This is a genomic window from Halostella pelagica (assembly GCF_004762015.1).
GTDB classification, from domain to species: domain Archaea; phylum Halobacteriota; class Halobacteria; order Halobacteriales; family Natronoarchaeaceae; genus Halostella; species Halostella pelagica.
The window spans coordinates 670410-682716 of record NZ_SJES01000002.1; the positions used below are offsets into that span (position 1 = coordinate 670410).

A 12307-nucleotide genomic window follows, 5' to 3' on the forward strand; every position below is an offset into this window, starting at 1 on the left:
TGATGGCGACGTTCTCCGTACATGGGACTCGACGAGGACTCGCTAGAGTATCACCGCGAAGAACCACCCGGCAAGATAGAGATATCCACGACGAAACCGACGAACACGCAGCGCGACCTCTCGCTCGCGTACTCGCCGGGCGTCGCCGAACCGTGCCTGCGGATCAGTGAGAACCCGGAGGACGCCTACAAGTACACGGCGAAGGGGAATCTGGTCGGCGTCGTGTCGAACGGGTCAGCCGTGCTCGGACTCGGCGACATCGGAGCGCAGGCGTCGAAACCCGTCATGGAGGGGAAAGGCGTACTGTTCAAGCGGTTCGCCGACATCGACGTGTTCGACATCGAACTCGCCGAGAACGACCCGCACGAGTTCGTCGACACCGTCGTACAGATGGAGCCAACGTTCGGCGGGATCAACCTGGAGGACATCAAGGCTCCGGAGTGTTTCACCATCGAGGAGGAACTCCGGGAGAAGCTGTCTATCCCCGTGTTCCACGACGACCAGCACGGCACGGCCATCATCAGCGGCGCGGCGCTGCTGAACGCCGTCGAGATCGCCGAAAAGGACCTCTCCGACCTCGACATCGTCTTCTCCGGAGCGGGGGCGAGCGCGATCGCCACCGCCCGGTTCTACGTCTCGCTGGGCGCGAGCAAAGAGAACATCACGATGTGTGACTCCTCGGGGATCATCACTGAGGAGCGCGCCCGACACGGCGACGTCAACGAGTACAAACAGGAGTTCGCCCGGGACGTTCCCGAGGGTGACCTCGCGGACGCGATGGACAGTGCTGACGTGTTCGTTGGCCTCTCTATCGGCGGCATCGTCGACCAGGAGATGGTCCAGTCGATGAACGACGACCCGATCATCTTCGCCATGGCGAACCCTGACCCGGAGATCGGCTACGAGGAGGCGAAAGCGGCCCGCGACGACCACGTCATCATGGCGACCGGTCGCTCGGACTACCCGAATCAGGTCAACAACGTTCTCGGGTTCCCCTTCATCTTCCGCGGCGCGCTCGACGTGCGGGCGACGGAGATAAACGAGGCGATGAAAGTCGCCGCCGCCGAGGCGCTTGCGGACCTGGCGAAACAGGACGTACCGGACGCCGTGGTGAAGGCGTACGGCGACCAGCCGCTCCAGTTCGGCCCGGACTACATCATCCCGAAACCGCTCGACCCGCGCGTGCTGTTCGAAGTGGCACCCGCAGTCGCGAGGGCGGCGATAGAAAGCGACGCGGCCCGTGCGGAACTCGACGAGGAAGCGTACGTCGAGCGGTTAGAGGCCCGCCTGGGCAAATCCCGCGAGATGATGCGCGTCGTTCTCAACAAGGCCAAGTCCGACCCGAAACGTGTCGCGCTGGCCGAGGGCGACGACGAGAAGATGATCCGCGCGGCCTACCAGATCCAGGAACAGGGGATCGCCGAGCCGATACTCCTCGGCAACGCCGACAGCATCCGGACGACCGCCCGGCAACTCGGACTCGACTTCGAGCCCGAGATAGCCGACCCGCGCAGCGGCGATTACGACGACTACACCGACCACCTCTACGAGATCCGCCGTCGGAAAGGGATCACGGAGAACGAGGCCGAGGAACTGATCCGCGGCGACACGAACTACTTCGGCAGCGTCATGGTCGAACGCGGCGACGCCGACGCCTTGCTCACGGGGCTGACCCACAATTACCCGTCGGCGCTACGGCCGCCGCTACAGGTGATCGGAACCGCCGATGACGCCGATTACGCGGCCGGTGTCTACATGCTCACGTTCAAGAACCGCGTCGTCTTCTGCGCCGACACGACGGTCAACCAAAACCCCGACGAGGACGTTCTCGCCGAGGTCACCCGCCACACCGCCGAACTCGCGCGCCGGTTCAACATCGAGCCGAGAGCGGCGATGCTGTCGTATTCGAACTTCGGCAGCGTCGACAACCAGGGGACGCGCAAGCCCCGCGAGGCCGCTCGCCGCCTCCGCGAGGACAACAGCGTGGACTTCGCCGTCGACGGCGAGATGCAGGCCGATACGGCCGTCGTCGAAGACATTCTCGAAGGGACGTACGAGTTCTCTGACCTCGATGACCCTGCAAACGTGCTGATCTTCCCGAACCTTGAGGCGGGCAACATCGGCTACAAACTCCTCCAGCGCCTCGGCGGCGCGGAGGCCATCGGCCCGATGCTCGTCGGCATGGACAAACCCGTCCACGTCCTCCAGCGGGGCGACGAGGTCAAAGACATCGTGAACCTGGCGGGCGTCGCGGTGGTCGACGCACAACAAGAGGATTGACATCTTCCCCGCCCTGACGGGCGGAACTTTCTCCTTGATTCTCCGTAACGAACGCGAGCGGCCGACTCCCGGGGACGGCCCCCGTCGAGGTTGTCCCGACGGAGTGTTTTGGCCCGTAGAGATAGGTCTTCGCCGGCGTGCGGACAGCGGAGTCCGGCTTAGTCGCTCGCCTCGTTCGCGTGGCGGTCGGCACGCGACGGCGGCGGGAACCGCGGATCGGCCGCGGCGTCCGGTTCGTGCGTTTTCGGCAGGACGCAGCGGGCGGATTCGCGGTTGACGTGTTCGTAGTGGTCCGGCGTGTTGGCGAGCGGGTGGGCCGGGTTCTGCTCGCTCCGGATGCGCGCGGCGCGGATCTCGCCGAACGTCGCGAGGCGCGCCCGAATACCGCGCCAGTGGTTGGCGCTCCCGTCCGGGACCGAGTACGGTCGGGGCGGGTCGTTGTCCGGGTGACGCGCGGCGAGTACCGCGGCGTTGACGTTCTCGGCGAGGTCGTCGTGGTCCAACAGGAGACCGACCCGTGCATCGGGCGGCGCGCGAGCGTCGAGCACGTCGAGTCCGAGATGGAGCGCACGGTACTCGGCGACGTTGTTATCAGGAGCGCTATCCGGGAGGGAAAGCCGCGTCACTTTCGTCCCGTCGCGAGTCTCGATGACGACGCCGAGTCCGCCCGGATCCGAGGCTCTGAACGAACCGTCGGTAGCGACATAGAAGTCCCGATGATGAGTTTCGGGTGGATGGGCGATGTGTGGCGTCGGTGACTCGTCGAAGAGATCCCGCAACGCGGGCCGGCCATGAACGGCCATACTGTTACAAGGACCCGTTTCCGTATAAATACACCGGGCGAACCCGCTCCTTGCCGGCTACCGTGGATTTGTTTGGGGTACCGACTGAGTCGGGTCGTTGTAGTCCCGCGCTCGGACACAGGCGTTTGATATACTGGATATTCGGGTTGGATCCCCACGATATCTAAACTGAAAGGAGGGATAGTTCGGGACAGTACGGTGTTACGGATCGAAACATTCAGTCCGGTGTGTGTAAAACGGCCAGTGTGACCCGCTATCGAAACGTGTTGCTGTTCGTCGTACTGGCGGCCGTCTGGGGGACGGCGTTTATGGCGATCAAGGCCGGGTTGGCGTATTTCCCGCCCGTGCTGTTTGCGGCCATCCGATACGATATCGCCGGGGTGTTGATGCTCGGCTACGCCGCGTACGTCGTCGACGACCCGTTCCCACGCGGGCGCGGCCAGTGGGCTCTGGTCGCCGTCGGCGCGTCGCTGATGATCGCCGCCTACCACGCCTTGCTGTTTATCGGCGAACTGAACACGACGAGTGCGGCCGCCGCAGTGGTCGTCTCGCTCTCTCCCGTTCTAACGGCCGGATTCGCCCGGATGCTGTTACCGAGCGAACGCATGACGACCGCCGGCATCGCCGGCCTCGTCCTCGGCCTTCTCGGCGTTGCTATCCTGGCGCAACCCGACCCGTCGAACCTGCTGGCCGAGGACGTGGTCGCGAAACTACTCGTCTTCGGCGCGGCGGCGGCGTTCGCCCTCGGAAGCGTCTTGACGCGTCGGATCGAGGCCGAACTCCCTATCGAGACGCTGGAGGCGTGGTCGATGGTTTTCGGCGCGTTACTGATGCACGTCCTGAGCGCCGCGTTGCCAAACGAGTCGTTCGCGGCGATAACCTGGACCGTCGAAGCGGTCGCGGCCGTCGCCTATCTCTCGGTCGTCGCGAGCGCTCTCGGCTTCCTCGTCTACTTCGATCTGCTCGAGCGTCTCGGCCCCATCGAGATCAATCTCGTGTCGTACGTCGCGCCGATATTCGCCGCAGTGTCGGGGTGGCTGTTCCTCGGTGAGATAATCGGCGTCCCGACGGTCGTCGGCTTCCTCGTTATCTTCGCCGGGTTCGTCCTGATAAAGCGGCGGGCGCTGACCAAGGAGGTCGAAGGTATCAAGCGAGCCGTGGTCGACTGACTGCGAGACGAGGGACCACAGGGGACGATAGAAGATGGCGTCAGCAGGGGAGTTCGGGGCCGCGACTGCCGTCAGGTCGTGTTGTACGAATGGCCGATCAGAAGCGCCACCATATTGACGACGAGTAGCCCGAGGAAGGTGATCGTCTGTGACGGATCTGTCAGACCGCGGAGGAGTAACGGCACGTGGAGGAACGGGAGGGCAACGGCCATCCAGAAGCTAATCATTCTGATCGGCGCGGTGAACAGGGACGAATCGAGTCGGTCAAGTACCGACTGTCGACCGTTGCGGTTGTCACTCGCGTCGGAGGGTGCTTGTTCGCTGTGGAAGGGGGAGGGACGTGACATTGTTGTCGCGCTTGAACAGTCCTACAGTACGTCAGACCATATAACCGTCAGAGCGTTCGCTTTATTTCGCTCCGTTTTACGGATCGTACCAACCTCCTACTACGTTTCACGACGCCCTGAGAGGCGTCGAGATCCTTTACAACAGTCTATGAGTCAATATATCGAGTTTACAGTCAGAACGAGCGCTCGAGCGGATCTCGTCTCGAACGCGTCCTCTCGCTCCGCGACCGTTATCGTCGCCTCGATATCCGCGTCATCCGACTCTACGCCATGAGAGTACTCGCCGGTCGACGCGTTCTCAGCGACCCGCGTCGTTAGATCGACCGTCCGCGACTCTCCGGCGTTTAGTCTGACGTACTCACGGTCGGCCACGGCGTCGTCGAACCGGTATTTCACCCACTGTCCTCCCGGTTCGTTGCCCGCGTTCGTCACCGTCGCCTCGACCGTGACGTTCTCACCGCGCGCCACTTCGTCGGGAGCGTCGAGCGACGAGAGGGTGAAGTCGGCCCCGCGGACGGAGACGGTGTAGCCGTCAGCCTCGAACGTCTCGGTCGCCGTGTCGGTTCGCAGGCCGCGGACGGGCACGGTCCCGGGATCGTCGAACGTCACGTTCACCGTCCCGTCCGCGCCGGTTGCGTGGGTCGCGTTACCGACGGACAGTGAGCCGTCGACCGGTTCCCCGGTGTCCTCGCGGGTCAGATCGAACCGAACCACCGCACCCTTCTCGACGCGAGTCCGGTTCGCCGCGAGCGCCAACGACACCGTCCGGCGGTCGACTGCGACCGTCAGTGCGGCGTCGTCGAACGTGACCGCGGGCGTGTCGGGCGCGCTGGCGGTGAACGCAACCTCGCCAGCGGCTTCGACGGTGACGTTGACGATGCCGTCGTCGTCCGTCTCGTACGTCTTCCCGTCGACGGTAACTGTCGCGTTGGCCGGGCCGCCGGTGTCGTCGCGGGTCACGCGAACCCGGACCGGTTCGTGGGCAACGGGGTCGTCCTCGACGGTGAGCGAGAGCGACGCTCGCCGGCGAGTGACCGATACGTCGACCGAACTCCGGTTGAATCGCGTCGTCGGAGTCCGGCCTTTGCTCGCCGTCGCGGTGAACTCGCCCGCTCGCTCGAAGATGACGACGACGGTGCCGTCCGCGCCGGTTGTGTGTCCCTTCCCGGCGACTTCGACGGTTCCCTCGACCGGATCCGTCCCGTCCGTGACGGTAAATCGGACCGCATCGCCGGCCGTCGCACGAGACGCGTTCGCCCGGATGTCCAGGTCGGTGACGTACCGCTCCACCGTGACCGTTCGCCGCGCGTCGATGAAGTTGATCCCGTCAGCTGACGCCGTTGCCCTGACCGTGTACTCGCCGCCGCGGTCGAACCGTACTGTGACGGTCCCGTCGTCGCCGGTTCTGTACCGTTCCCCGCCGACGCGCAACGACGCGTTCGCGACCGGGTCATCCCCCGCGCGTTCGACGGTGAACGTAACGGCGTCGCCGGGTCTGCTCGTCGACCTGTTCGCGTCGATCCGAAGTTCGACGGCCGTCGCCGAGTCGCCGTCGTCGAGGTCGGGGAACGGGAAGACCGGCCCGCTCTCGTTTCCAGCCACCGCACCCGGACCGCCCAGACCGATAACCATGGCGACAAGCGTGCCACAGACGATGCCGACGAGGATCATGATCGTCGGGTCCCGGAAGGCGCTGTACGGGTCCTCGCCGCCGGTGAGCGCGTCTTCGTCCGGTTCGCCGGGCGATCGTCCCTTCACGGATGTTACAACTGGCGTACGTATCAGACGTTTAAAACGTTATCGTCGATCCGCCGCGAAAACGTGTAGCGCGCTGGAAAAAGCGGTTCGCCTGCGAGAGCCGACGGTCGGCCTACTGGAATCCGATGCGACCGCCGGCTTTGTCGTGTGCAGGGTCGCCGGTGCCGCCCTTGAACTGGTCTTCCATCCGCTCGTAGTAATCGAGGATGTCCTCAGTTATCGTCGGCCGGACGTTTTCGAGCGCCTTGCGGAAGTGGCGCATCTCGACGGTTTCGGCGTCGTCGTCCTCGCGAAGCGCCTCGATAGCGGCCTCGCGCGCGATGCTTTCCAGGTCGCTCCCGACATAGCCGTCAGTTATCTCTGCGATTTCCGGCAGCGACACGTCCGCGGCCAGCGGCGTGTCCGCCGTGTGGATGTCGAGGATACGCTCGCGACCCTCGACGTCGGGCTGACCGATCATCACCATCCGGTCGAACCGCCCGGAGCGGATCAGCGCCGGGTCGATGATGTCCGGCCGGTTGGTCGCGCCGATGACCATGACGTCCTCCATGTCTTCGAGGCCGTCGAGTTCCGTCAGCAGTTGGTTGACGACGCGCTCGCTGACGTTGCTCCCCATCTCACCGCCACGACCCGGAGCGAGGCTGTCGAGTTCGTCGAAGAAGATGACCGTCGGCGACACCTGCCGTGCCTTCCGGAAGGTCTGCCGGATCGCCTTCTCCGACTCGCCGACCCACTTCGACAGCAGTTGCGGGCCGCGCACCGAGATGAAGTTGGCGTTGGTCTCGTTGGCGACGGCTTTCGCCATCAGGGTCTTCCCGGTTCCGGGCGGGCCGTACAGCAAGACGCCGCTCGGCGGGTCGATGCCGAGGCGCTCGAACTTCTCCGGCGAGGTGAGCGGCCACTCGACGCTCTCTTGAACCTGCTCTTTCGCCTCGTTCAGGCCGCCGACGTCGTCCCAGGATATCTTCGGGAGTTCGACGAGGACCTCCCGTAGCGCGGACGGTTCGACCTCGTTCAGCGCGCCGCGGAAGTCCTGGCGTTTGACGATCATCCGGTCGATGAGGCTCGGCGGGATGTCCTCCTCGTCCAAGTCGATCTCGGGGAGGTATCGCCGCAGTGCCTTCATCGCGGCCTCTTTCGTCAGGCTCTCGATGTCCGCGCCGACGAAGCCGTGGGTCTCATCCGCGAGGTGACCCAGGTTGACGTCGTCGGACAGCGGCATGCCGCGCGTGTGGATCTGGAGTATCTCCTCGCGACCCATCTCGTCGGGGACGCCGATCTCGATCTCGCGGTCGAAGCGACCCGGCCGGCGAAGCGCGGGGTCGACCGAGTCGACGCGGTTCGTCGCCGCGATGACGATGACCTGACCGCGCGATTCGAGGCCGTCCATCATCGTCAGCAACTGGGCGACGACGCGGCGCTCGACTTCGCCCGTCACGTCCTCGCGTTTCGGCGCGATGGAGTCGAGCTCGTCGATGAAGATGATAGAGGGAGCTTCTTCCGTCGCGTCCTCGAATATCTCCCGGAGTTGCTGCTCGGATTCGCCGTAGTACTTCGAGATGATCTCCGGACCGGCGATAGAGAAGAAACTCGCAGACGTCTCGTTAGCCACCGCCTTCGCAAGGAGGGTCTTCCCGGTGCCGGGCGGTCCGTGGAGCAACACCCCCTGGGGCGGTTCGATCCCGAGTTTCTTGAATATCTGCGGGTGTTTCATCGGGAGCTCCACCATCTCCCGGACCCGCTGGATCTCCGACTGGAGTCCGCCGATGTCTTCGTACGTGATCCCGCCGCCCGTCTTCTCGAACCCGCTGATCGGCTCCTCGCGGAGTTCGACGTCGGTGTCCTCGGTAATCAGGACGACGCCCTCGGGTTCCGTCTCGACGGCGATGAGCGGGATCGCCTGTCCCGGCGAGCGCATGAACGGGTGGTTCGTCGACGACATCACCGGAACGATGTCGCGTTCGACGACCGGCCGCTTCAGTATCTGCCGTTTCACCATGCCGGCAGCGTCGCTGCCGAACTGGACGCTCGCCTCCTCGGGCGGCGCGAGCACCAGCGAGTCGGCCTTCGTCGCCTCGGCCTTGCGGATCGTCACGCGCTCGCCGATCCCCACGTCCGAGTTCTGTCGCGTGAATCCGTCGATACGAACTGTGTCCGTGTTCCAGTCCTGCCGGTCGGCGCGCCACACCTTCGCCGCGGTCGTGTCAGCACCCTCGATTTCGATGATGTCGCCCGGACTCAGCTTCAGGTGGAGGAGCGTGTCCGGGTCGAGGCGAGCGATACCGCGCCCCGAGTCGTTCGGGTACGCTTTTGCGACCTCGAGTTGAACTTCGTTCATGATTTCACAGCGGTAGAGATGGTTTGCATTCAGACGCCGGTCCCGATATGTCTTTTGTTATGGGGGGGTCACCCCCGCTGTTTACCCTGTCTCGTGTCATATGGTACCACTTGATATTGAACCGGGGAACACAAAGGCGTGACGTTCCCGGACCCGAACTTTGACCAGCCGTCACTTCCGAACGTGTGATATGCGAACGCTCGCCTTCGACGGCCGGATGGGAGCCAGCGGCGATATGCTCCTCGGCGCTCTCGTCGCGGCAGGTGCCGACCCCGACGCGCTTGCTCCCGTAACGGCCGCTCTCGACGTTGAATACGTGGTCGACGAGCGAACGGAACACGGAATCGGAGCGACCGACATCCGCGTGCTCGTCAGCGACGGACGGGACGACGATCAAACCCGCGACAGCGATGAACACGACCACAGCCGCGATCACGAAGAGACTCACAGCCACGACCACTCTCACACCCACGATCACGACCACGAACACTCCCACACTCACGACCACGAGCGATCCGCCGAGGGTCGCGGCCCCGCCCGAACCTACCCCGAGGTAATCGAGATCGTCGAGGGGATGAATCTCCCGGCCAGCGTCGCGGCGGACGCGAAAGCCGTCTTCGAGATCCTCGGCGAGGCCGAAGCGGCGGTCCACGGGACCGACCTCGCCGAGACGCACTTCCACGAGGTGGGCGCTGACGACGCCATCGCCGACGTGGTCGGGGCGGCGCTGCTGGTCGATGACGTAGGGGTCGACAGGGTTGTCACCACGCCGGTCCGGACCGGCGGCGGGACCGCCGAGATGAGTCACGGCGTGTATCCGGTTCCCGCGCCGGCGGTCGTCGAGATAGTCGAACGTGCGGACTGGGCGATTCAGGGCGGCCCGGTCGACGCTGAACTGCTCACGCCGACGGGTGCGGCGATACTCGCGCACTTCGCCGACGGCGTCGGCCAGTTGCCGCCGCTGGACGTGACGGCGTCGGGGTACGGGGTCGGCGGCTACGACTTCGACGAACGACCGAACGTGCTGCGCGCGTTCGTCGGAGCGGAGCGCGAGGCGGACGCGGCGGACGACGGCCACGGTCACGCACACGGCGCGGACGACGGCCACGGTCACACACACGGCGCGGACGACGGGAGCTCTGTCTCGGACACGTCGGACGACCGACACGGCGTTGCGGATGCGACGGACGACGGACACCTCGTCGGCGACGACGTTGCAGTTCTGGAGACGAACGTCGACGACGTGACGCCGGAGGTGCTGGGAAGCCTACAGGAATCGCTCTCGCAGGCAGGCGCGCGAGACGTGACGATACTCCCGACGACGATGAAGAAGTCCCGCCCGGGCCACCTCGTGAAGGTGATCGCGAAACCCGAGGACGCGCGGGCAGTAGCGCGCCGCCTCGCGGAGGAGACGGGAACGCTCGGCGTCCGGCAGAGCGGGGCGACCCACCGCTGGATCGCCGAACGCGCCTTTCTGACTGCGACTCTCTCGGTGGACGGCGACACCTACGATGTGGACGTGAAAGTGGCGAGCGACGACGCGGGCGAGACGTACGACGTGAGCGCCGAGTACGACGACGCGCTCGGGGTCGCGCGGGAGACGGGGCTCGCGCTCCGCGAGGTGTTGCGGCGGGCGGAGAACGCGGTGAAAGAATAGGGAAACGGTGAACGCACTCGTGCGTTATTCGGATTCGGGCTCGTTGTTCGTCGTCGGGTCGGCCGGACCGACGCCGGGGGATCCGCCGCCGGGCTGTTCAGCCAGGAACGAGAACTCGCCTTTGCCGTCCGGAGCCTCGCCCTGGGTCCACGGCGTTGCAGGGTCCTCGTGCGGGTCTCTCGCCGTCGACATGAACGAGTAGTTGAACTCCTGGTTCTCCTTCTCCTGCGGGAAGCTCGCGGGGATCGGCAGATGGTCCTCGAACGTGTCGAGAACCGTCAGCCACTGGTTCTGATGCATCGTGTCGCGCGCGATGAGATACGCGAGCATGTCTTTCATCCCCTCGTCGTTCGTGTATTCGTACAGCCGGGTCGCTAGCAGTCGCCCGGTCGACTCGGCCATCACGTTCGCGTACATGTCGGCCGCGAGGTTCCCCGACGCGACGACGTAGTTCCCGCTAAACGGCGTGCCGTTGCTGTCGACCGGCATCGCGGACAGCCCGGACGACAGGAAGTGACGGGGGTTCTGTCCCGTCATCGCCGCGGCGACGGCGGCGTCCTCCTGTGCCTCCTCGCGGAGTTCCTGGGGCGCGCCGCGCAAGTTCTTCGTCACCGCCGTCGCAAGCATCTCGATGTGTCCGAGTTCCTCGGCGGCCGTCTCCATCAGCATGTGCCGGAAGTCGCTGTGCTCCTCCGGAAGCGCCATCGCCTGGAACATGTACTGCATCGCCACGCGCATCTCCCCCTCGACGCCGCCGATAGCCTGCTGAAGCAGTTTCGCGAAGTGCGGATCCGGTTCCTCGACCTCGACCTCGTACTGTAGTTCGTCGTTTTGGAAAAACACTGTGTGACCTCCGGACGCTATAGCCACGAGCAGAGGGATAAATTCCATGAGGGTGAACTGGAATGTTATTGCACTTTCTCCGGATGTTTCCCGATGAAAGCCGAAAACAACCCGCTAGGTACTCCCCGCTAACCGGTCCATACCTTTTTCGCACCGACAGTGGGGAGATGCCTGCGGTGATTCAGAATGGGAGATCATCACTCGGATACGACACTTGGGGCGTCACGATGAACGTTCCTGTCCACCGCGCCCGACGCCCTCCCGGACGGGCAGAAGTATGTGCTTCGGAGGCGGGACGACGGAGTCTCGGACCCCGGTCCGCTGGCGGATATCACGGTAGACCCGTGAAATGAACGCTACCTGTCCCCGTGTTCGTCGAGCGCTTCGTCGATAGTGAGGTCGCCGCTCGCGACGCGCCGTGCCAGCGCCTCGTCGATAGCGCGGTTCCGGGCCGACTGCTCGCGCGAGCGGTTCTTGATCACCTTCAGTTCGCCCTCGGTCGGTTCGACCTCGCGTTCGTCGACGATGTCGCCCTCGATGCGGGCAATGTTGACCGCCGCGAGCACGTCGCCCATGCCGCGAGCGCCGGTGCCGAGATACGGCGTCGTCCCCGTTTCGTCGACGAGTTCGACCCGAACGTCGTCCAGGTCGTTGACGATAGTCGCCCCCTGAAGGCGCGCACCGTTGCCGACACGGACGACCGGGTCCGGCGCGTCTGCGACCTCCTCCCGGATGACCTCGACCGCGTCCTCTAACGGGACGTGGAACGCGGCGACCACCGTCTCGCCCGTCAAAACGGCGATTCCGGGGCGCGTGCCGGGGTCGACGCCGACGATAGTCCGACCCCCTTCGCCGCGGACGGCGGCAAGCGCCGACTCGACGGCACGGCGGGGGCTCTCCGGGTCGGCGGTGATGACTGCCACGTCGCTCGGGACCGACTCGTCGCCGCCGGCGATCCCTCCCTGAGCGTCCGTGACGAGAACTGTCGTCGACTCGGGGATCGGGTCCCCCGGTTCGATGGTCGTGAACGTCACGCCCCTGTCGCGGAGTTCGTTCACGACGCCGTGGTACAGTTCGAAGTTCTCGGTCGCGACGACTATCACTAGGCGATC

9 protein-coding genes are annotated in these 12307 nt (G+C 65.0%); 3 read left to right on the forward strand and 6 right to left on the reverse strand.

Annotated features, from left to right (window positions below):
• The first annotated feature begins 21 nt into the window (after positions 1 to 21).
• On the forward strand, positions 22 to 2280 hold the full coding sequence (locus EYW42_RS07760) for an NADP-dependent malic enzyme (RefSeq protein WP_135534675.1): 2259 nt from the start codon (positions 22 to 24) through the stop codon (positions 2278 to 2280).
• 158 nt (positions 2281 to 2438) lie between these two features.
• Here the strand turns inward: EYW42_RS07760 and EYW42_RS07765 are convergent, their stop codons facing one another.
• Entirely contained in the window at positions 2439 to 3083 is a 645-nt protein-coding gene (locus EYW42_RS07765; protein ID WP_135534676.1) for a ribonuclease H, read from the reverse strand.
• A 245-nt stretch (positions 3084 to 3328) separates the two neighbouring features.
• Between EYW42_RS07765 and EYW42_RS07770 the strand changes: the two genes are divergently transcribed.
• On the forward strand, positions 3329 to 4252 hold the full coding sequence (locus tag EYW42_RS07770) for a DMT family transporter (protein WP_135534677.1): 924 nt from the start codon (positions 3329 to 3331) through the stop codon (positions 4250 to 4252).
• Positions 4253 to 4323: 71 nt separating this feature from the next.
• On the opposite strand, the gene EYW42_RS07775 is transcribed toward EYW42_RS07770, so the two are convergent.
• The 3 genes from EYW42_RS07775 to EYW42_RS07785 all read right to left on the reverse strand — a co-directional run bounded on the left by EYW42_RS07775 (position 4324) and on the right by EYW42_RS07785 (position 8695).
• A complete protein-coding gene (locus EYW42_RS07775) occupies positions 4324 to 4599 on the reverse strand; it encodes a hypothetical protein (RefSeq protein ID WP_135534678.1) in 276 nt (91 codons plus the stop codon).
• A gap of 153 nt (positions 4600 to 4752) precedes the next feature.
• Entirely contained in the window at positions 4753 to 6357 is a 1605-nt protein-coding gene (locus tag EYW42_RS07780) for a CARDB domain-containing protein (RefSeq protein ID WP_135534679.1), read from the reverse strand.
• Between the two features lie 112 nt (positions 6358 to 6469).
• Positions 6470 to 8695: a CDC48 family AAA ATPase gene (locus EYW42_RS07785; RefSeq protein ID WP_135534680.1), complete on the reverse strand. Its 2226-nt coding sequence runs from the start codon at positions 8693 to 8695 to the stop codon at positions 6470 to 6472.
• Positions 8696 to 8885: 190 nt separating this feature from the next.
• On the opposite strand from EYW42_RS07785, the gene larC reads away from it, so the two are divergent.
• The gene (gene larC, locus EYW42_RS07790; RefSeq protein WP_135534681.1) at positions 8886 to 10352 is read left to right on the forward strand and encodes a nickel pincer cofactor biosynthesis protein LarC; all 1467 of its coding nucleotides are present in this window, start codon (positions 8886 to 8888) and stop codon (positions 10350 to 10352) included.
• A gap of 24 nt (positions 10353 to 10376) precedes the next feature.
• Here the strand turns inward: larC and EYW42_RS07795 are convergent, their stop codons facing one another.
• Positions 10377 to 11195, reverse strand: coding sequence for a manganese catalase family protein (locus EYW42_RS07795; RefSeq protein ID WP_135534682.1), 819 nt, complete (start codon positions 11193 to 11195; stop codon positions 10377 to 10379).
• A 356-nt stretch (positions 11196 to 11551) separates the two neighbouring features.
• Positions 11552 to 12298: a hypothetical protein gene (locus tag EYW42_RS07800; RefSeq protein WP_135534683.1), complete on the reverse strand. Its 747-nt coding sequence runs from the start codon at positions 12296 to 12298 to the stop codon at positions 11552 to 11554.
• Between the last annotated feature and the right edge of the window lie 9 nt (positions 12299 to 12307).